This is a genomic window from Rhizobium sp. BK399, assembly GCF_014194695.1.
Classification (GTDB): Bacteria; Pseudomonadota; Alphaproteobacteria; order Rhizobiales; family Rhizobiaceae; genus Rhizobium.
In genome coordinates, this window is the sequence record NZ_JACIAH010000015.1 from 74,778 (window position 1) to 95,513 (window position 20,736).

Sequence of the window (20,736 nt, forward strand, 5' to 3'; positions counted from 1 at the left end):
AATTTCCACAGCCTTTGGCTCCGCGCAGGGATTGTGAACCACTAAGGCCGCAGCAGCCAGATGGTTCCATCACAACATTGTGGGTGTATCGTTTTCCAAGCGGCTGCAGACGGCTGTGGAGGCTGGAGGACGCTCGGATGCGCCCTTAGCTTTCGGAGATCCGCCGCTCTTCGTCGGAGCCGGTGGCGAGCTGCTTCCAGTCCAGGTCCTCCTGCAGCTCGAGATATTGCCCTGGCCCAATTCGATCCGTGTCGCGCAGTTCCTCCAGCCGCTCGCGTTGCGCAAGCACTGCAAGCCGCGACAGGAATTGCCGTCGATCGACCTCGGACTTGCCCGGGTTGGCATCCCGCTCGCAATGTTCACGATATGCCTGGCGCAGTGCTTCTACCTCCGCGCCACTCTCGGTCGAAAGCCGGACGAGCGCAGCCTCGGCCAATGACTTTCGCGCCAAGAAAAGCTCCTCGCGTGCCTCTTCCTGTCGTCCGAGCTTCATAAGCCTGATCATCGGAGCCAGGGTCGCGCCCTGGATGATGAGCGTCGCCAGCACGACCGAAAAGGCTGTCAGCACGACGAGGTTTCGTTCGGGAAAATCGGCTGGCAGCGCAAAGGCCGTGGCAAGGGTCACGAGACCGCGCATGCCAGACCATCCGACAAGCAGGGTTTCGCCGGATGCGAAGGGTGCAAGACTGTGTCCGCGTCGATGACGAAATCCTACGATGGCGTGAAAGAGGAAGGCGACCGAAAGCCGCGCGCCAATCACCCCGGCGACGACGATCGCCGCAAACCGGAGTGCCCGGGCGAGTTCGGCAGCCGACATCGCCTCCACGATGCGACGCGCCTGCAAACCCATCAGCAGGAATGCGACGACGTTCAAAAGGAAGACAACGGTTGTCCAGACGGCGAAGGAATGAACGCGCATGCGTGGTGAATCATTGACCGTGGTGAGGACTGCAATGGTCATCGCCGACGATACAGTCGCCAGCACGGCTGACAGATGCAGCCTTTCGGCGATCAGCCAGGTTGCGAAGGCGTACACGAACTGAAGCAGCGTGCCGCCGACAGTATTGTCTGTGACAGGTCTTAACCCGGAGACGAGATAACCGAACAAAATGCCGAAGGCTATTCCGCCTGGAGCCGCAAGGCCAAGTCGCACCACGGTGCTCAAATCGATGCCACCGCGAGCCTGGACGGTCAGGGCCGCGCTGAACAGCAGAAGGGCGGTGGCGTCATTGAAGAGGCTCTCGCCCTTGAGCAGGGCGTCCACTCGCCGCGAGACCGGCAGATTGGACAGGACGGCAGTCGCGGCGGCGGCATCAGGCGGAGCAACGATTGCCCCAAGCGTGACGGCCACGGCAAGCGGCAGCCCGACAGTCCATGCGCTGATCGAGACCACGACACCTGTGGTGACCAGTACGGCGACCACGGCATAGACGAACAGCGGCAACGCCATCCGCCTGGCTGCGCCAAGCGGAAAATCATAAGCTGCGTCGACGAGGACAGGCGCGATGAACAGGGCAAGCGCCGTCGGCGGGTCGATCGGAATGACCGGGGCGCCTGGCAGCATCGCGACAGCGACGCCGGCGGCAGCGAGAATGCCGGGATAAGGCAGCTGCATTCGCCGCGTTACCTGCAAAAGCAAGATCGCGACCGCAAGCAGGGCGACGAGGGTTTCAAAGAACGTCATCGTTGAATAGTAGCAGGCTTTCGCGCGCGTTGAAGCGGTCGTAAATTCCCTGTAATGCTCGAAGCCTCGACTGCCGACATGATAGTGCAGCGGCGCGGAGCGCGAAGATGGATTACGACGTTGCGATTGTGGGTGCTGGCGCTGCGGGCATTGCGGCGGCGCGCCGGTTGGCTAAGGCCGGGCGTTCGGTGATGCTCATCGAAGCGAGCGACCGCGTCGGCGGCCGCGCCTGGACCATCGAACTGGCTCAGATGCCGCTCGACATGGGATGCGGCTGGCTGCACTCGGCCGAGCGTAATCCCTTGGTCAAACTCGCGCAGGCCAAAGGCTTCGAGATCGAAGCAGGCCCCACGGCCTGGCAAAGACAATGGCATGATCTCGGCTTTTCTGCCGAGGAGCAACAGGCCGCCGCGACCGCCTGGTCGACCCTGCAGCAACGCATGGAGAGCGCTCCGCCGGCAAGTGACCGGGCCTCGGACCTTTTGCCGCCAGAGGGCGAATGGAACAATTATTGCCAGTCGGTGAGCGGCTACATGAATGGCGCTGCCCTCGACCGACTGTCGGTCGTCGATTTCCTTGCCTACGACAAGGCGTCGACCGATTCCAACTGGCGGGTGCGTAAGGGATACGGCAGCCTGATTGCATCAAGCCTTCCGGAGGTGGCACTCAGGCTGTCCGTGCCGGTTCGTCGCATCGCCTTGACCGGTCAGGGCGTCCGTCTGGACACCGATCATGGCGCTGTCAGTGCGCGCACGGCTGTTGTCACCGCCTCGACGAACATCCTGTCCAGGGGTGCAATCGCCTTCGACGCGGATGTAGACGACCATCTCCATGCCGCAGGCAAACTCCCCCTCGGCCTTGCCGACAAGCTGTTCTTCGAACTGCACGGCGACCACGGGCTTGACCCCGAGTCCCATCTCCTCGGCAATCCACATGCAAGCGAAACCGGCAGTTACTATATCCGGCCGCTTGGTCGACCGGTGATCGAGGGCTTCTTCGGTGGCACGGGCGCTGTCGCCATCGAGCGTGCCGGGCTGCTCGAGGCCTTTGCGTTTGCGATCGAGGAGTTGTCGGCGCAGCTCGGCGCCCATATCCGTCGCCATGTGCGGCCGCTTGCAGCAACATCATGGTGCCGGACCGACTGGGTGGGGGGCTCGTACAGCCATGCATTGCCGGGTGAGGCGAGCGCCCGCCTGACCCTGGCGAGGCCTGTGGCCGAGAGGTTATTCTTCGCTGGCGAGGCGACCCACCCCTTTGACTTTTCCACCGCACATGGAGCCTGGCAGAGCGGCGAGAGGGCAGCCGATGAGGTGATCGAGCGGCTTGCCTGAGCCTCGGGTGCCGTCCCGGTGTGGCAAACGGTCGCTGCGTCCAATGCCGCTGGACAGGGGCCGGGCGAGCTGATTGCATGCCGGCGGCTCGGGGCCAAGGGGACGGATCATGGACACGGGGAATGGATGCATGACGCAAGGAAGCTTTGGCTTTCCGCCTGCGGACATTCGGGCACGCTCGCTCGGGGAACTTCACGCGCGGCCCTATGCGCTCGTGCCGGCGTCGCGCGTCATATTCCAGCTCGCTTTCCTGACGGAAAGCGCCGGTGACAACGATCACGAGACGCTTGCAGATCTTTCCCGGTCAAGCGGGGTTGCGCCACCCGCCCGCGAAACGAGCCATCATGCCATCACCTGGGGGCCGGGGACGCTCCGCTGGGAGCGGCATACGGAATTTTCGACCTATTTCTGGGACTGTCCAGCACCGGACAGGTTTGGCCAGACGATCGCCGTGCATCCCTTCGGCGCAAGCTTTTCGCCACCGGGGCCATTCATCTCCGGTATCAGGCTGGAAATCCGGCCCGATACGCCTGAGACGGAGCAGGAAAAATCGGTCTTCGACCCGACCAGCCTGTGCCGGAGCGAACTGAAGAATGGCCAGGCCGCGATCCTCACCGATTTTCGTCAGGACGGAGACGGTCTGACGAAAATTCTGGTCATCGATCGCGGCATGTCCGACAGCGCCCGGGGCGCGCTTGTCCAGCGCCTTCTCGATATCGAGACCTACCGTACCCTTGCGATGATGGGCCTGCCACTGGCGCAATCGCTCTCGCCCGAAATTCGCCAGATCGAATCCGGCCTGACGGCGATTACCCAGCGCATGAAGCTGCATGCGCGCGACGAAGCGGACCAGATGTTGTCCGAGATTACACGCCTGGCCGCCGAGCTGGAGGCGAATGCGGCACTCAGCCTCTACCGGTTCGGAGCCAGCCGCGCCTATTACGAGATTGTTCAGGAGCGTATCCGGGCATTGGCGGAGACGGCGATGCCCGGCAGCGAGACGCTCGGCGCCTTCCTCGAGCGTCGGCTTGCGCCGGCAATGCGGACCTGCCAATCGGTGGAGGAACGGCAGGCGAACCTGTCGCGCAAGCTGGCGCGCGCGACAGCCCTGCTGCGGAGCTGGATCGATGTCGAGCTGGAACGCATCAACACGACGGTGCTCAATTCGATGGACCGTCGTGCGCAACTGCAGCTGCGGCTGCAGCAGACCGTTGAAGGCCTGTCCGTTGCCGCGATCTCCTACTATGTCGTCGGGCTGCTCGGCTATCTGGCGAAGGGCGCGCACAATATCGGCCTCGACGTCTCCCCGGAAACGCTGACCGGCCTGTCCGTTCCCCTCGTCGTCGCCGGCATGTGGCTTGTTGTGCGCAGCATCAGGCGCAGGCATGCCGAAGAGGATAGGCATTGATGTGCTTTCCCAGGCAGCCGGAGCGATATGCGATTGGGCTTGCGGGAGACAAAGGCAATGGCCCGACTTGCGGCAATCCGCTTTGGGGCGCCAATTCCTTCCCGGTTCAGGCGGTCGAGCACTCGTAAAGGACTGCCCCCGTCGAGCCATCGACACCCTGTAGGCTTACATCGTAGCCCCATAGGTGGCGGATGTGAGCCAGGGTGGCATCACGGTTGCTTTCTTCGAGAAGGATGCCGTTTCTGACATTGTGCTGCAGCCTGAGCTGCCTGTCACCGAGCAGGTCGACATCAACCACCTGGATATCGGGCTGTCTTGCGCCGACGTCATAGCTGCGCGCAAGCGACGACCGGATTGCCGCATAGCCTCGTTCGTTATGGATCGAAGATACCTCGCAAAAATTGTCGGTGGCGCGATCGCTCAGCACGAACAGCCGGAATTTTCGCATCATGGCCGGGCTCAGATACTGCAGGACAAAGGACTCGTCGCGGTGATTTGCCCAGGCATCCAGAAGCGTTGCCTGCCAGTCACCATTGCCGGCAAAGGACGGAAACCAGTCGCGATCCTCCTGCGTCGGGTCCATGCAGATGCGCTGGATGTCCTGCATCATCGCAAAGCCAAGCGCATATGGGTTTATTCCTGGGAAGCGGGGATCATCAAAGGCGGGTTGGAAGACCACGTTGGAATGACTTGCCAGGAGCTCCAGCATCACGCCTTCGCTGATCCGGCCCTGATCGAAGAGGCGGTTTATGATCGTGTAGTGCACAAAGGTGGCGCAGCCCTCGTTCATCACCTTGGTCTGGCGCTGCGGGTAGAAATATTGCGCAATCACCCGCACGATCCGGAGGATTTCACGCTGCCAGGGCTCGAGGATGAGACTGTTCTTTTCCAGGAAGTAGAGCAGGTTCTCCTCGGGAAGGTTGAGAACCTTCTTGCGCTCGGACGCATCGCGTTCGGCATCCTCCGGATTGCGGCTCTCTGTTGCGAGCGGCAGTGTTCGCCACAGGTCACTATAGGTCTGTTCCTCGTATTCCAGTCGTTCGCGGGCACGCTCCCTGACTTTTTCGGATGAAAGGCGCGGCGGCCGCCGGTAGCGGAAGACGCCCTGGTCCATCAAGGCGTGTGCCGAGTCCAGGACTGCCTCGACGGCATTCGTCCCGTGCCGCTCCTCGCATTTGGAAACGTATTTCTTGGCAAACTCCATGTAGCTCAGGATCGCGCCGGCATCGGTCCACTGCCGGAACAGGTAATTGTTCTTAAAGAAATGATTATGGCCGAATGCGGCATGGGCGGTCACCAGCGCCTGCATGGCCATGGTGTTTTCTTCCATCAGATAGGTGATGCACGGATTGGAATTGATCACCAGTTCGTAGGCAAGTCCGCGCCGGCCCTTGCGATAGAGATTGTCCTCGAAGATGAAGCGCTTGCCAAACGACCAGTGCTGGTACATCAACGGCATACCGACCGAAGAGTAGGCATCCAGCATCTGTTCCGACGAAATGATTTCCAGTTGGTTGGGATAGACATCCAGCCCCATCTCGTCGAGCGCCACGGTTTCGATGGCGTCGTAGGCACGTGAAAGGGTTGCGAAATTCCAGTCGGAACCGTCAAACAGCAGGCCTGGGCTCGAGCGTCTCGCCATTCGGTCTTCCCTTACTTGCGCGTGCGCACGGCAGGCTGCCGGGTAAAGAGCTTGCGAAAAACCGGATAGATGTCGGCCGGCTTGGAAATACGGGTCATCTGGAAGTTGGGGATCGCGCCGTCGACGGTGCGGTAGGCACGCCACAGCGAGGTGCCGTTGTCTGTGGCTCCAAATATTTCCGTTTCGCGCTCATCAATGATTTCGACATAGGCGTAGTACTGGCAAAGGCGCATCAGATGGTTGCGGAGAAGCTCCGCGCAGCGTTCCGAATCGCCGCTGATATTGTCGCCGTCGGAGGCCTGGGCGGCATAGATATTCCAGAGATTGGCGGGATATCGCTCCTCGATCACCCGAAGCATTTCCTCGAGCGCGGTCGAAACAACAGTGCCACCGCTCTGCTTGCTGTAGAAGAACGTTTCCTCGTCGACCTCATGGGCCTCATCGGTGTGACGGATGAAGACGATGTCGATCCGCTCGTACCGGCGCGTGAGAAACAGATGCAGCAGCACGAAGAAGCGCTTGGCCAGATCCTTCTCGCGCTCGCCCATCGATGCCGATACGTCCATCAGGCAGAACATCACGGCGCTGGCATTGGGCAGCGGCTGGCGTTCGAAGCGGTTGAAGCGAATATCGACGGGATCGACATAAGAAATGCGCCGTCGCCGCCGTTCCAACTGCTCCAGTTCCTCGCGCAGCGCCTGCAGGCGCCGCCGGTCCGCGGCAGATCGCTCCTCCATCGCCTCCAGCACGGCGATCTCGTCCGCAACTGCCTTCACGGTCGCCTCGCTCGGGCGTTGCAGCGCTATTCGGCGGCCGAAACTGTTTCGCATCGTGCGCCCGACATTGATGTTTGTGGGCGTTCCAGCGGTGCTGAAGCCGACACGGTGCGGCTTGTAGGTAACCGTTTCCTTCAGATTGAGCTTTACCATGTCAGGAAGCTCGAGATCCTCGAAGAAGAGGTCGAGGACTTCGTTGCGCGACAGGATGAACTGGAAATCATCCTCGCTCTCGCCGCGACCAGCGCCGCGATCTCCGCCTCCGCCACCTCCTTGTGGTCGCGACAGCTTGTCACCTGCCATGTATTCCCGATTGCCGGGGAGGATGTACTCCCGGTCGCCGCTGCCGCTGCTTGGCTGGAATGTCGGCTCGCCCGCGCCACGCTTGGGCATGGGAACGCCGTGGGCGGCGTCCACATCGGCGATCTTGTCCGATTTTACCTGCTCCTTGATAGCCCGCTTCAATTCCTCCCGGGCTCGGTTCAGGAAACGCTGTCGGTTGCCAAGGCTCTTGTCCTTCGGATTGAGCCGGCGGTCGATGAAATTCGGCATCTGCCAATCCCCCGGTTCGGCATTGTCAACCGGCCTTGTTGACCCGCATGTACCAATCAACGAGCCGCCGGACCTGGCGGACGGTGTAGCCTCGCTGAGTCATGCGCTGGACAAATTCGGCGTGCTGCTTTTCAGTCGAACTGTCCTTCTTGGAGCCGAAGCTGATGACAGGCAGTAGATCCTCGACCTGACCGAACATCCGCTTCTCGATTACCTCGCGAAGCTTTTCATAGCTGGTCCAGGAGGGGTTCCGGCCGCTGTTCCTGGCGCGGGCGCGCAAGGTAAACTTGACGACCTCGTTGCGGAAGTCCTTGGGGTTGGCGATGCCGGCCGGCTTTTCGATCTGCGACAATTCGCTGTCGAGAATTTCCCGATTGAGAATCTGACCGGTGTCGTAGTCCTTGAAGTCCTGGTCCTCCAGCCACGCGTCGGCATAGGAAATATAGCGGTCAAAGAGGTTCTGGCCGTACTCGCTGTAGGATTCCAGGTAGGCCTTCTGGATTTCATGGCCGATGAATTCCGCGTAGCGCGCGGCGAGTTCCGACTTGATGAAGTCGAGGTAGCGCGCCTCCGTTTCCTTCGGGAACTGCTCCCGCCGGATCGCCTGCTCCATGATGTACATCAGATGCACCGGATCGGCTGCCACCTCCTTTGTGTCGTAGTTGAAGGTCTCCGAGAGGACCTTGAACGCGAAGCGGGTGCTGATGCCGGTCATGCCTTCATCAACGCCCGCCGCATCGCGATATTCCTGGACGGACTTTGCCTTCGGATCCGTATCCTTCAGATTCTCGCCGTCATAGACGCGCATCTTCGTGTAGAGCGGAGAATTCTCATGCACGTGAAGGCGTGTTGCGACGGTGAAGCGGCTGAGGTTCTCGAGGACTTCGGGAGCACAGGGGCTGTTTGCCAGTTCGCTCTCGCGAAGAAGCTTTTCGTAGATCTGCCGTTCCTCGGTGACCCGGAGGCAATAGGGAACCTTGACCACAAGGATACGGTCGAGAAATGCCTCGTTATTCTTATTGTTCTTGAACTGCAGCCACTCGGATTCGTTTGAGTGGGCGACGACGATGCCCTGGAAGGGGAAGGCGCCGAAGTTCTCGGTCCCGTTGTAGCTGCCTTCCTGGGTCGCAGTCAGCAGCGGGTGCAGGACCTTGATCGGTGCCTTGAACATTTCGACGAACTCGAGAAGCCCCTGAGTCGTCCTGTTCAGCCCGCCGCTGTAGGAATAGGCGTCCGGGTCGGCCTGGCTGAAGTTTTCGAGTTGTCGGATGTCGACCTTGCCGACCAGGGCCGAGACGTCCTGGTTGTTTTCGTCACCCGGTTCGGTCTTTGCAATTGCGATCTGGCGCAACCGGGATGGCGTCAGCTTGACGACGCTGAATTTCGAAATATCGCCGCCGATCTCGTCAAGCCGCTTGGTTGCCCAGGGCGAAATCAGCCCGGTGAGGCGGCGCCTGGAAATGCCGTACTTGTCTTCGAGAAGGCCGGCCATGCGGTCCGGGTGGAAGAGCCCAAGGGGGGACTCGAAGATCGGGCTTACCTTGCCATTGACCGCCAGCGTATAGATTGGCCGCTGTTCCATCAGCCTTTTCAGGCGTTCGGCCAGCGATGACTTGCCGCCGCCGACGGGTCCGAGCAAATAGAGGATCTGCTTGCGTTCCTCGAGGCCCTGGGCAGCGTATCTGAAGTAGCCGACGATCCGCTCGATCGTATCTTCCATGCCATAAAAGTCGGCAAATGTGGGGTAGATCTTCAGAGTCCGGTTGGCAAAGATGCGGCCCATGCGTTCGTCGGCACTGGTATCGATCAGCGTCGGTTCACCGATCGCCTCGACCATGCGCTCTTGCGCCGTTGCGTAGAGACTTTTGTCGTCGCGGCACGCTAGCAGATATTCCTGCAGGCTAAATTCTTCCTGCGCAGCACTTGTGTAAATTTCCGAAAAAAGATCAAAGACGTCGCTTTCACCCTTTTGCATGATGCTCTCCCGCGGCCGGCTGGTTAAAACGGGATAGCAGCCCTGTCGGCCCGCTCATCACTATAACGGCGCTGCGTAGTATTTGTTCCTTCAGATACTTACAGGAATTCGGATTTGGCTCGTAAGGGCCATACAGCATCATATCGTCTCCATTCTAGCGCTGGAATTGCGACTCAAATGTTGAGCAGTGCTGATGACAATATGCCACGAAAGCCATCCAATCTCCATGGCAAAGGTCATCACGCTGCCGCGACGACCATTGTATTTTCGACCGCTGCAATTCTGTGCCGGCGAAGGAAATCACAGCCGCAGGACGCGTTTTGCTACGGCGAAGGACGTTGGGTGGCCGTGCGAGCGCTCACAGAAGAGTGAAGACGAGCTGCGACCAGTCTCTTAGCTGATGCCGCCGAGGCAGACGTATTTGATCTCCATGAATTCATCGATTCCATATTTCGACCCTTCGCGGCCGAGGCCGGAGAGCTTGACGCCCCCAAAGGGCGCTTCTGCCGTCGAGATCAGCCCGGTATTGACCCCGACCATGCCGTATTCGAGGGCCTCGGCCACGCGGAACACGCGGGCGAGATCCTTGGCGTAGAAATAGGATGCTAGGCCGAACTCGGTATCGTTGGCTTGGGCGATCACATCGGCCTCGTCCTTGAACCGGAAAAGCGGCGCCACCGGCCCGAAGGTTTCCTCGCGCGCGACAGCCATGTCGCTGGTGACACCGGTCAGCACCGTTGCCTCATAAAAGGTGCCGCCAAGCGAATGGCGCCTGCCACCCTCCATGACGTGTGCCCCCTTCGACAGGGCGTCAGCCACATGCTCCTCGACCTTTTCCAGGGCCGGCTGATCGATCAAGGGACCAAGGATCACACCCTCGTCGAAGCCATTGCCGATCTTCAGCTTGCCGACAGCCGTGGAAAGCTTCTGCGAAAAGGCCTCGTAGATACCGTCCTGGACGTAAAGGCGGTTGGCGCAAACACAGGTTTGTCCATTGTTGCGAAACTTGGCGATCAGCGCGCCTTCCACCGCAGCATCGAGATCGGCATCGTCAAAGACGATGAAGGGGGCATTGCCGCCGAGCTCCAGCCCGAGCTTCTTGATGGTCGGGGCGCTCTGCCTGTAAAGTTCGGCGCCGATTTCGGTCGAGCCGGTAAAGGTCAATTTGCGCACGATCGGATTGGCGGTCATCTCCGCCCCGATCTCGCGCGCCGAACCGGTGATGACGGAGAACAGGCCGGCGGGCAGTCCGGCACGCTCTGCAAGCACGGCGATCGCGATCGCTGAAAAAGGCGTCTGGCTGGCTGGCTTCAGCACCAGGGCGCACCCGGAGGCCAATGCCGGACCTGCCTTGCGGGTGATCATGGCGTTGGGAAAGTTCCAGGGCGTGATGGCGGCAACCACGCCGATGGGCTGCTTCATCACCATGATGCGCTTGTCCGGTTGGTGGCCGGGAACGAGATCGCCATAAACGCGCCGGCCTTCCTCTGCGAACCATTCGATGAAGCTTGCGCCATAGACGATTTCGCCGGTGGCTTCGGCAACGGGCTTGCCCTGTTCCAGCGTCAGGATGCGGCCGAGATCGTCCTTGTTTTCGATCATCAGCTCGAACCATTTGCGCAGGATGATCGCACGGTCTCTTGCTGTGCGGGTCGCCCAGGCCTTTTGCGCCGTGGCGGCCGCCTCGATCGCAGCTTTGGTTTCCGCAGCGCCAAGCTTCGGTACACGACCGATGATGTCGCCTGTGGCCGGGTCATTGACCTCGATCGCGTTCGATGGATCGGCGTCGATCCATCGACCGCCGACCAGGGCCGCCTCGCGAAAGAGTCCAGGATCCTTGAGGTTCATCTTCTCCATCCCATCCAAAAACGGTGTCGTTGCTGGTGGCAATGTCGGCCTCCTTTGCCGCGCTTGTCAAATGCCATCACGTGGCATCGACATGTGCAAGATTTTCGCAGCCTTCGCCCTGACTGTCTTCCGTTGCCCCCGGGGAGAAAAGGGTGTTGCAGAACACGAATACGGGAGCGGTCCGGTTCTCCCGGTCGATGCCGGGAACCTTATTCGGGAGCCGACATCCAACGTTTGTACAGCGATAAACTGTCCGGCCTTTCGGCAAGGACGAAGGAGGTTCCATGACTACGCGACTGATGACAGCTGTGACCACGATCTGCCTGCTTGGGTTGGCACGCTGCGCCGGCTGCGGACAAACCGACAGATCCCCAGATCGCTCATATCGCCTACACGGCCGGATCGATCGAGATCGAGGCGGCAAAGCAGGCACCGAGCTTTGCCGAGGACATGGTGCGGGACCACGAGGCGATCAACAAGCAGGCGCTTGCCCTGGTGAAGAAGCTCAAGGTCACACTGCAGGACAATGATGATGCGGCATCGATGGACCATCCTGGCCTTCGCGGTGGCCCTCGGGGCCGCTCCAGCGCGGGCAGAGACAATCGCGGTAACGATCGAGAAAATGATGTTTGCGCCCGCCGGGGGTCACCGCCAGGCCAGGTGAAACGATCGAATGGGTCAACAGGGATATCCTTGCCCATACGGCGACCGCCGAGTTCAAGGGGATCCGGTCGATTGACTATTACTGTTGGTTCCATCTGAACATGAAGGGACGGATTGAGGCCGGGCGGCGACGGTCAGCCGCCCTCGAAGCTGATCCGTTACGGATGATCACGCCCCATAATCCCCTTCGCCCGTCGGCAAGGCTGGCGTATACAGCTGCGATGTATTCCCTGGAACGCCCTATTGTCTTCGAGCAGATCGTCAAAAAAAGCAGGTTTCTGGCGGCGGCCCTACCGATTGCCGATGAAGCCGACGCGAAGGATGCACTGGCCACTTACGCGCATGCCGATGCCAACCACAATTGCTTTGCCTGGCGAAGCGGCCAGACCTATCGGTTCAGCGACGACGGTGAGCCGAGTGGAACCGCCGGCAAGCCGATCCTGCAGGCAATCGACGGGCAATCGCTCGACAAGGTCATCGTCATCGTCACGCGTTGGTTCGGCGGTGTGCTCCTCGGCACGGGCGGCCTGATCAGGGCCTATGGCGGAACGGCTGCCGCTTGCCTGCGGGCGGGGGAGACGATCGAGATCGTCCCGACGCTCGAAGGAACGATTGAGGCAGCCTATTCGGACCTGGCGATCCTGAAGGCGCGCCTGGCGGCGGTCCCGGGCCTCTCCATCCTCAAGGAGACATTTCATGGAGGCGGCGCCGAGCTGACGGCAAGCTTTCCGGAATGGAAATCGGAGGACGTCGAACGGCTTGTTGCAGACACCACAAGCGGACGCAGTACGCTCTTTGTGCCGCGGTAATCGCAAGGCCAGCCAAGGCCCGCTGCCGCTCTTCAATATGGCAACGCGCAATGCTCCATCCTGATGGCGACCGATCAGCGCCAGCCGAGGGCCGGCGCGACATGCTTCAGGATCATTTCGATGACATGGGCATTATAGTCGACGCCGAGCTGGTTGGGCACGGTGAGCAGCAGCGTATCGGCTTCCGCGATCGCTTCGTCCGATGCGAGCTGCTTTACGAGAGCGTCCGGTTCGGCCGCATAGGAGCGACCAAATATGGCCCGCGTGTTCTGGTCGATAAAGCCGATCGAATCCTGCTCCTTGCCACTGCCCCCGAAGTAGGCACGATCGCGATCATCGACGAGCGCGAAGATGCTGCGGCTCACCGACACACGCGGCGTTCTCTGATGGCCGGCCTCCTGCCAGGCCCGCCTATAGGCGCGGATCTGGGCTGCCTGCTGGACATGGAAGGGTTCACCGGTTTCGTCATCCTTCAAGGTAGAACTCTGCAGGTTCATCCCGAGTCTGGCCGCCCAGATGGCGGTCGCATTGGATCCAGCGCCCCACCAGATGCGATCGCGCAGGCCCTGCGAATACGGTTCGAGACGCAGCAGGCCAGGTGGGTTTGGAAACATTGGTCTTGGATTGGGCTCGCCAAAGCCCTCACCCTTCAGCGCCTGCAGGAAGACTTCGGCGTGGCTGCGTCCCATATCGGCGTCGCTCGACCCTTCGTCTGGCTGATAGCCGAAATAGCGCCAGCCGTCGATCACTTGCTCGGGCGAGCCACGGCTGAGCCCGAGTTGTAGCCTCCCGTTTGCAATGAGGTCGGCCGCGCCGGCATCCTCGGCCATGTAGAGCGGGTTTTCGTAGCGCATGTCGATGACCGCGGTTCCAATTTCGATGCTCTTCGTCCTGGCGCCCACGGCGGCAAGCAGTGGGAATGGCGAGGCGAGTTGCCGGGCAAAATGATGGACGCGGAAATAGGCGCCCTCCGCCCCGAGCTCTTCGGCGGCCACAGCAAGATCGATCGACTGAAGGAGAGCATCGCCGGCAGAGCGGGTTTGTGACTGGGGCGAGGGCGACCAGTGGCCAAAGGAAAGGAAACCGATTTTCTTCATGATGACGTCCGTGACTGTGACGGTCTGAACCGCCGGATTGTGATGGCCATAACATGGGAAGGGGAATTTGCCATGAAAAGGCGATTGAACGCTGCGTTCACCGTTTGCGACCTCCGACGTCAGACAGACTAAACGCCGCCGGAAATACGGGATGCCGCAACGATGAGCGGTCAGCGCGGTGCTGCGACCGGCCTTGCGAATGGAAGGACAAGCAATGCACAGGCAGTCAGGACGGCGGCCATCATCCACGCCTCGTTGATCGCCTGGACACTCGCCGCCGTCTGCACCAGGGGGTCGAGTGCCGCGACGGTATCCGGGTTGAGGGTGCCTCCATGTCCAACAAGCTCCTCTGCGGGTGCGCCGACAAAGGCGGCGGCTGCGTGGTCGCCCGCGCGCAGCCGATCCCACAGGGATTGCGTCAATGGCTCGGACCGCGTGTAGATGATCGTGTCGATCATGGCGATGCCGATCGCGCCCCCAAGGTTGCGCATCAGGTTGAAAAGGCCGCTGGCATCCGGAACCTGGTCGGGCGGAAGGGTCCCCAGCGCCAATCGAGTCGGCGGCAGCAGACAGAACATGATCGCTGCCCCACGCACGACCTGCGGCCAGAACATCGCGTCGTAACCGGTCCGTGGATCCTCGAACGCACTCATCCACAGTCCGAGCGCAAAGAGAAAGAAGCCGACGGCAGAGAGGAGGCGCGGATCCGTCCGCTTCTCCAGATAGACTGCGATCGGTGCGGCAATGAGTTGCGTGATGCCGGTCACGAGCATGGTCGCGCCGATCTCGAGCGCGTTCTGTCCCCTGATGAAGGCCAGAAAGACAGGCATGAGGTAGACTGAACCGAAGAGGCCGATCCCGAGCCCGAAACTCAGGGCAGAACCGATCAGGAAATTTCGATCACGGAAATGACCGAGGTCGACGATCGGACGTCTGCGGCGCAGCGAGCGAACCGTAAAACCGGTTCCCGCGACGAAGCTTGTGGCAAACAGGCCGGCCACAAGGGACGAAGTCCAGCCTGACGTGGGCGCCTCCTTCAGTGCAAGTTCTAGACTGGCAAGCGAGATCGCCAGCATGACGAGCGAGGCAAGGTCGAGGCTTTTGAGTTCGCCGAAATCTGCCTTGTGGTGCGGAAGGCACCGCCAGGCTACCACCGCAGAGACAAGTCCCGGAATGATGTTGATCAGAAACAGCCAGTGCCAGGAATAGGTCGCCGTCAGCCAGCCGCCGATGATCGGGCCGATGGTGGGGGCAAGGACGGCGAGCACGCCTGCGATGGTCGTGGCGATCGCCTGCCGCTCGTTCGGAAAAAGAATGAAGACGGCGGAGAAAACGGCGGGGATCAGTGTTCCCCCCGAGAAGCCCTGAAGCACCCTCCATGACACCAGTGCGCCAAAGGTTCCGCTCGCTGCGCAGCCGGCCGAAGCCACGACGAACAGGAGGATGGAAACGATGAACAGCCACCGCATCGTCAGAACGCGGGTAAGAATTCCCGTCAGCGGGATCGCGACCACTTCCGCGATCAGGTAGGCTGTCTGGATCCAGCTCATCTTGTCGGGATCGATGTCGATGCCTTGCTGGATTGTCGGCAGGGACGTTGCTACGACCTGGACGTCGAGGATCGCCATGAACATTCCGGTGCACATCGCGACAAAGCCGACCCAAACCATCGCTGACGGCGCATGATCGGAGACGGTCTGTCGATGCTGTGGCATTCGATGGCCTTGCGTTTGTCTATGGCAGGCGGTCGCCTTGCGAGGTTATTCGGGGCGGTGGAAGAAAGCCTCGATCCGATAGCCATCGGGATCGATCATGAAGGCGGCGTAGTAAAATGATCCGTATTCCGGCCGGAGACCCGGTTCACCATTGTCGGTCCCGCCATTGGCAATGCCGTTGGCGTGAAAGGATCGAACAGCATCCTCGCTCTTGGCGACAAAGCAGAAATGCAGTCCCGATTCGATGTCGGGGACAACCGGCCGTGCGGCCGGCTTTATCCAGAATTGCGGGTGTTCGGCGCCGTAGCCGACCCAATTGTCACTGTTTGAAAGCCTGGTGTATCCGAGAGGCTCCAGCGCCTGGTCATAGAACTTGCGTGCACGCTCGAGATCGGCAACGCCAATGGAAACATGGTCGAACATCACTTCTCCTCTGAGGTCGGCAGCGTGGTCTCGCTGCCGCGGACATTGGGCCCGGGGACGATCGGAGGGCCCGCGTGGAGACTACAGTCTCGCATCCCCAAAGGAAATGATTTCCATTGGTCGTGCCCCGTCGACATCTGGCTCGGTGAGAAGGATCGTTGGCCCGTCGCTTATCTTGAAAGCAACGTTGCCGACGGTGAGAGGAAACAACGGCAGACAGTCGTTAAGGTGCAGACTACTTGTTCTGCATGAGCCAGATCTTGCCCGCCATCGTGATACCGCAAGCGGCGTCGTATTTGCCCGCGTCCGGCGAAAGGTCTTGCAGCAATCCGAATTGTTTCAGATCATCGACTGTCGCCGAGGTCAGGAATTTGATCTTCTGCGGGCGTTCCTTAAACCTGTCGTTCTTCGCATAGGTCACGGTTGCGTTCAGGTGGGTCCATTTCCCGGCATCAGCGGGAAACAGATTTCCATCCCTGGCGAGTTTCAGGCCTCTGATTTGTGTCGGCGTAAGCGTGGTCGGCATTATTGCAGTCCTTGAAGTGTTGACATTGCTGTGCATGGCGATTTCCACCAGAGGATCATCTGGAGCCTGTCAGGCCCCTGCCGCTGCCCGGGAGGCTTCGCGAAAGGATACGAGCTTGCCCTTCGCTTCGTCCCAGAGCACGAGCCGCACACATCTGAGGCTATCGCCAAGCGAGATGCGGCCAATATTTCTCAGCTGTGGGTAGTCGCGCAATACTTCGGGCAGCCGGTAGTAAGGGATCCTGCTCGACAGGTGATGAACATGATGAATCCCAATGTTGCCGGTTATCCATCGAAGCACCGGCGGCAGATCGTAGTATGAAGCGCCGTGGAGCGCAGCTTCCGCAAACTGCCAGTCGTCGGCATTCGACCAGTGCGTCTCCTCGAACTGGTGCTGTACGTAAAAGAGCCAAATACCTGCTCCCCCTGCGAGGGTCACGATTGGCAGGTGGATTGCAAGAAAATGGGCAATTCCGACAGTCCATATCAATCCGAGCGACAGTGCCGCGATCGCGAAATTGGTCGCCATTGTGGAAATCCACGGCGACAGACCATCGCGCATCATCCCGAACGGCAGGCGTTGCTTTAAAAGGAACAGCCAGGCGGGCCCGATGCCGAACATGACCAGCGGATGCCGATAGAGGCGATAAGCAAGCTTTTTCAGTCTTGAAAGTGAATGGTACTCGGCGACCGTAAGGGTGTGGATGTCGCCCGTTCCTCGCTCGTCCAGATTTCCAGCCGATGCATGATGGGTAGCATGCGCCCGCCGCCAGTAGTCATAGGGGGTCAGGGTCAGAACGCCGATTGTTCGTCCCGTCCAGTCATCAAGACGTCGGCGCGCAAAAAACGAGCCATGTCCACAATCGTGCTGGATCATGAAAAGCCGCAACAGGAATGCAGCCGCCGGAACGATCGATATCATTCCCAGCCAGACGCCCTTCGAGAGAGAGATGAATGCAATGCCCCAAAAAATCGCAAAGGGAACGAGCGTCACCACGATCTCGAAGCTGCTTCGCCAGAGGCGAGGCTGGCGGTATGCGGAAAGAACCTTTAGCCACGCGCGATCATTCGCCCTTACCGGAGCGGTAAGCACTGCGACACTGCCTTTCATATGTCCAATTTGCCTTCCTGGCCGAAGAACCGATGCCGCAGCCTCGCTCGCTTCGCCAATTCCTGCTTCAAGGGGCGCCTGCCTCAACGAGCATTTCAACCTCGTATTGGAAAACATGTTCCTTCCCGCGTGATGTTGCCAACACGCTGGGGTGCTTTTCGACTTGTGAGAAGGGAAGTTGTTACGAAGCGACGAGCGCAGCAAAAACAAATATCGGCAAACAAGTTTCGATGCCGCCTCTTATAGAGGCCACGACAAAGCGTCAACCTGCAGGAAGGGCTGGGAGCGCCAGGAGTACAAACCGGTTTGCCGATGGCACGAGCAGCCAGGCCGGACCGGTGCCCCAAAAATGAACGTGCCGCTTCGCGGTGGTGCGCGAAGCGGCATGCACTCGGGCCGACCCCGGGGTCGGGCATGTTCGCGTCCTCCCCAGCAGGACGCGAATGCTACGCGGTACTAGTTTGCCTTGACCCTTCGGGCGAGTGCCATGACATAGTCGTCAGCGATGTCTGCCAACGTCAGTGCGACTTCTGCTTCGTTCCAACCCGCACCCACTGCGCGCTGTACAAAGGCCCGGAAAGCCGTTGCAAGCACTTCCTCGCGCTCGACGACGCGATACGGATCATTCGCAGCATACTGAGGATTGTTAATATTGATCGTGGGATTGGTCGGGTCCATTGCCTGTGCCTCTGAAAGTTGCCTTATTGCACTGGAGCGCATTTGTCGTGCACTCCATCTCCGCTGCCTGCACTTTGATTATGCTTCGTTTTTAATGGCTTACCCGACCCTTGTCGTTAGCCAAGCATCCGGAAACTTGCAGCAGCGTCCATTTCTGAGAGCAGCAACTCCAGGTAACTGCTATTTTTAACGGGGCCGGCAGATGGTGCCTGCGGGGTTGCGTTGATTGACGCGGTTGCTGTGTGCAAGGCGCGTGCGGCACTTCCTTTGCGCTGGAGTGTCAAGGCCACACGCCAGCGTGCCGGTTTCCCCGTCGACCACCTTTTTTGTTGATTGGAGGACCGTCAGTCCTGGCGGTGGCCAAGCGACCTCAGCCACTTGTCGAAGGAATCTGCGCCTTCGACCCCCGAGATCGGTTCGACCGCCTGTCCGAGGTAGGAGGGAACGGCGATGTGTCTCGCCTCGCGCGGGGTGTAGCCGAATTCCTTGCTGAAGGCCCGGCTGAAGTGGGCGGCGGAGGAAAAACCGGCAGCAAAGGCAATGTCGATGATCTGCTGCCGGTTGGCAGCATCGCTAAGGGCAGCGTGAGCGGAGAGGAGCCGTCGACGCTGGATAAAGTGGTGGACACCGCCATCGCGCTCGAAAGCCTGGTATAGCCGCGTGCGCGACACGCCGAGTTCGCGACAAATTCGCTCCGTCGTCAGGTCATCGGCCGTCAGATTGGCCTGCACGAAACGGAAAACCCGTTCCTTCAGGGGCAGGGACGAGGGCAGTTCTGCCGAAGGATAGTCCGCCGCGGACGGCGAGACACAGGTCAGGATCATGTCACGGACCGTCTGGACCACGTGAGGAAGATCCCCCTCCGACAATTGAGCAAGCTTTGCCTCGAGCCCGTCCAGATAATCGATCAGCAGCGTTGTCCGCGTTCCCGATAGCGTCGTGTTGTTCTTGACCTCGGTGGAGGTGAAGTAAAGCAGTTCCCGCGGCAGGTAGAGGGACAGGATCTCGGCGTCCGTCGAACGCCCTCGGAAAGGGTGTCCAAGGGTTCGCAACTCGACCTTGCCCGGTTCGCCGTGACAAACGCGTCCGTCGACCTCGGTCCATGTCCTGCCGCTGCGCACGACCATGACGTGCCAGTGGTCCATGAGGTTTGACCTCACCTTTGTCTCCTGGCGAAGGAAGCTGTGTGCCGGGGCCGTCTGCTGTACGACCAGCATTCCGCCGAGGTTCCATGCTGCGTGGTCGGCCGGGAAGGGCGTTCCGGGAGGAACGCTGTCCGGCAGCCGAACGTCGACCAATGGCGCCATATAGGCCTGCCAGGCAGAGAACTGCTGGTCCGCCGGCAAATTCCCCGTGGTAAAGCGGAGCGGCTTCAGGACCGAGGGAGGAGCGGGCGGTTCCGGCGGCTTTTCCTCTCGCGGGAACCGGCGGCGTTCGATCCCTGACGTTCTGCTTTCTTCGGCGCGCGCATCCTCACCTGCGGGCGGCGCGGCTGCTCGTGATGGTCCATTGTCGGGCAATTGACGCCTCCTTGACGGACCAGGCAAGGCACCACCCTTGCCTGGTCCAGGCCAACTCATAATCCTAGGTCATCCTCAGATCGACGCCCGGGTGCAGCTTCTTCAGGTTCGGCAGGGATTTCATCTGCCAGGAGACCTGAGAAGAGCCAAGCACCGTCAAATGCAGATCCGGTCGCTTGCGCGCTTCGATTGTCAGTTTAGCCAATAAATTTATCCCCGAGGAGTTGAGGAATTCAAGCCCAGTCAGATCCAAGGTAGTCTTGCCGCCGCCGTCTTCAATGGCTTTCATCGCCAGCGCATGGACCGGCGCATAGGCATCGGGTCCCGCGAGCCTCATCGTACCGTCGAAATAGACGGTGCCGCCCTCGGACCAGACGCGGTATGCTTCTTCTCTAATTTCCATTCAGCACCTTTGATGTTTCAGGACGATGGAATTGCCATCGCGGCATAGGTCTGGATCTTCGTCGGTTCGTTGTCTTCCTCGCCTTCGAAAAGCCAGGCAAACTGCACCTCGTAGTCGCTCATCAGCGTCAGAATGCCGAGGCCGGATGCATTCCCGCTTGTCGCCATCGCACTGGCCTCGATTTGCTCGATCAGGAGCTCGCCGGGGTCACCGCTCGTGACCGTGGCCAGCAACTGCTGAAACCTGTCGGCGGTTTCGCGGTCGACGAGGTTAGAGACGCGAAGCCGGAAGCAGTCTGCCTGTGCCAGCGCTTCCACGACCACCTCGCCGCGGCTGCGAAACTTGATGGCGTTCTCGATCAGCTCGTTTGCAAGATAGCCAATATCCTGTCGAAGCTGGTTGTAAAGCCGCTTTGACGGCCGAAATCTCGGTGTCATCATCTCTGCAATGAAGTCTGACGTCATCCCGGAATGTTTCCAGGCGAGATCGAGCGGACCGTCAAGCAGACGCAGTCGAATGGAGTGGGCAATCTCCGGTGACGCCAGATATTCCTGTCCAAAGAGCACCGTTGTCATC

17 protein-coding genes and 1 pseudogene are annotated in these 20,736 nt (G+C 60.3%); 4 read left to right on the forward strand and 14 right to left on the reverse strand.

What is annotated here, in order from left to right; all coding sequences use genetic code 11:
- Positions 1-145: 145 nt before the first annotated feature.
- Positions 146-1,684 (reverse strand): cation:proton antiporter, encoded by a 1,539-nt coding sequence (locus tag FHT97_RS24370; protein ID WP_183756447.1) that lies wholly within the window; start codon positions 1,682-1,684, stop codon positions 146-148.
- Positions 1,685-1,791: 107 nt separating this feature from the next.
- On the opposite strand from FHT97_RS24370, the gene FHT97_RS24375 reads away from it, so the two are divergent.
- Positions 1,792-3,015: an NAD(P)/FAD-dependent oxidoreductase gene (locus FHT97_RS24375; RefSeq protein ID WP_183864513.1), complete on the forward strand. Its 1,224-nt coding sequence runs from the start codon at positions 1,792-1,794 to the stop codon at positions 3,013-3,015.
- Between the two features lie 130 nt (positions 3,016-3,145).
- Positions 3,146-4,423, forward strand: a complete 1,278-nt coding sequence (locus FHT97_RS24380; protein ID WP_183864514.1) for a DUF3422 family protein — start codon at positions 3,146-3,148, stop codon at positions 4,421-4,423.
- Positions 4,424-4,529: 106 nt separating this feature from the next.
- Here FHT97_RS24380 and FHT97_RS24385 read toward each other — a convergent pair whose 3' ends face one another.
- From FHT97_RS24385 to gabD, 4 genes are all read right to left on the reverse strand, one after another.
- A complete protein-coding gene (locus FHT97_RS24385) occupies positions 4,530-6,065 on the reverse strand; it encodes a SpoVR family protein (RefSeq protein WP_183756444.1) in 1,536 nt (511 codons plus the stop codon).
- A gap of 11 nt (positions 6,066-6,076) precedes the next feature.
- Positions 6,077-7,393: a YeaH/YhbH family protein gene (locus FHT97_RS24390; RefSeq protein WP_183756443.1), complete on the reverse strand. Its 1,317-nt coding sequence runs from the start codon at positions 7,391-7,393 to the stop codon at positions 6,077-6,079.
- Positions 7,394-7,418: 25 nt separating this feature from the next.
- The gene (locus FHT97_RS24395; RefSeq protein ID WP_183756442.1) at positions 7,419-9,368 is read right to left on the reverse strand and encodes a PrkA family serine protein kinase; all 1,950 of its coding nucleotides are present in this window, start codon (positions 9,366-9,368) and stop codon (positions 7,419-7,421) included.
- 393 nt (positions 9,369-9,761) lie between these two features.
- Positions 9,762-11,216: an NADP-dependent succinate-semialdehyde dehydrogenase gene (gabD, locus tag FHT97_RS24400; RefSeq protein WP_183756564.1), complete on the reverse strand. Its 1,455-nt coding sequence runs from the start codon at positions 11,214-11,216 to the stop codon at positions 9,762-9,764.
- Positions 11,217-11,500: 284 nt separating this feature from the next.
- Between gabD and FHT97_RS24405 the strand changes: the two are divergent.
- A pseudogene (locus tag FHT97_RS24405) lies at positions 11,501-11,762 on the forward strand (DUF4142 domain-containing protein); the annotation flags it as partial.
- 338 nt (positions 11,763-12,100) lie between these two features.
- Positions 12,101-12,688, forward strand: coding sequence for a YigZ family protein (locus FHT97_RS24415; protein WP_183864537.1), 588 nt, complete (start codon positions 12,101-12,103; stop codon positions 12,686-12,688).
- A gap of 74 nt (positions 12,689-12,762) precedes the next feature.
- Here FHT97_RS24415 and FHT97_RS24420 read toward each other — a convergent pair whose 3' ends face one another.
- From FHT97_RS24420 to FHT97_RS24460, 9 genes are all read right to left on the reverse strand, one after another.
- Positions 12,763-13,785, reverse strand: a complete 1,023-nt coding sequence (locus tag FHT97_RS24420) for an LLM class flavin-dependent oxidoreductase (RefSeq protein ID WP_183864515.1) — start codon at positions 13,783-13,785, stop codon at positions 12,763-12,765.
- A 170-nt stretch (positions 13,786-13,955) separates the two neighbouring features.
- Positions 13,956-15,500, reverse strand: coding sequence for a DHA2 family efflux MFS transporter permease subunit (locus tag FHT97_RS24425; RefSeq protein WP_183864516.1), 1,545 nt, complete (start codon positions 15,498-15,500; stop codon positions 13,956-13,958).
- 45 nt (positions 15,501-15,545) lie between these two features.
- Positions 15,546-15,923, reverse strand: coding sequence for a VOC family protein (locus FHT97_RS24430; RefSeq protein ID WP_183756439.1), 378 nt, complete (start codon positions 15,921-15,923; stop codon positions 15,546-15,548).
- A gap of 235 nt (positions 15,924-16,158) precedes the next feature.
- Positions 16,159-16,449, reverse strand: coding sequence for a hypothetical protein (locus FHT97_RS24435; protein WP_183756438.1), 291 nt, complete (start codon positions 16,447-16,449; stop codon positions 16,159-16,161).
- A gap of 69 nt (positions 16,450-16,518) precedes the next feature.
- Entirely contained in the window at positions 16,519-17,559 is a 1,041-nt protein-coding gene (locus FHT97_RS24440) for a fatty acid desaturase (protein ID WP_183756437.1), read from the reverse strand.
- Positions 17,560-18,015: 456 nt separating this feature from the next.
- Positions 18,016-18,237 (reverse strand): hypothetical protein, encoded by a 222-nt coding sequence (locus FHT97_RS24445; protein ID WP_183756436.1) that lies wholly within the window; start codon positions 18,235-18,237, stop codon positions 18,016-18,018.
- 344 nt (positions 18,238-18,581) lie between these two features.
- A complete protein-coding gene (locus tag FHT97_RS24450) occupies positions 18,582-19,757 on the reverse strand; it encodes a helix-turn-helix domain-containing protein (protein ID WP_183756435.1) in 1,176 nt (391 codons plus the stop codon).
- Positions 19,758-19,821: 64 nt separating this feature from the next.
- The gene (locus FHT97_RS24455) at positions 19,822-20,160 is read right to left on the reverse strand and encodes a hypothetical protein (RefSeq protein ID WP_183756434.1); all 339 of its coding nucleotides are present in this window, start codon (positions 20,158-20,160) and stop codon (positions 19,822-19,824) included.
- Positions 20,161-20,177: 17 nt separating this feature from the next.
- Positions 20,178-20,735, reverse strand: a complete 558-nt coding sequence (locus FHT97_RS24460) for an ATP-binding protein (RefSeq protein WP_183864517.1) — start codon at positions 20,733-20,735, stop codon at positions 20,178-20,180.
- Between the last annotated feature and the right edge of the window lies 1 nt (position 20,736).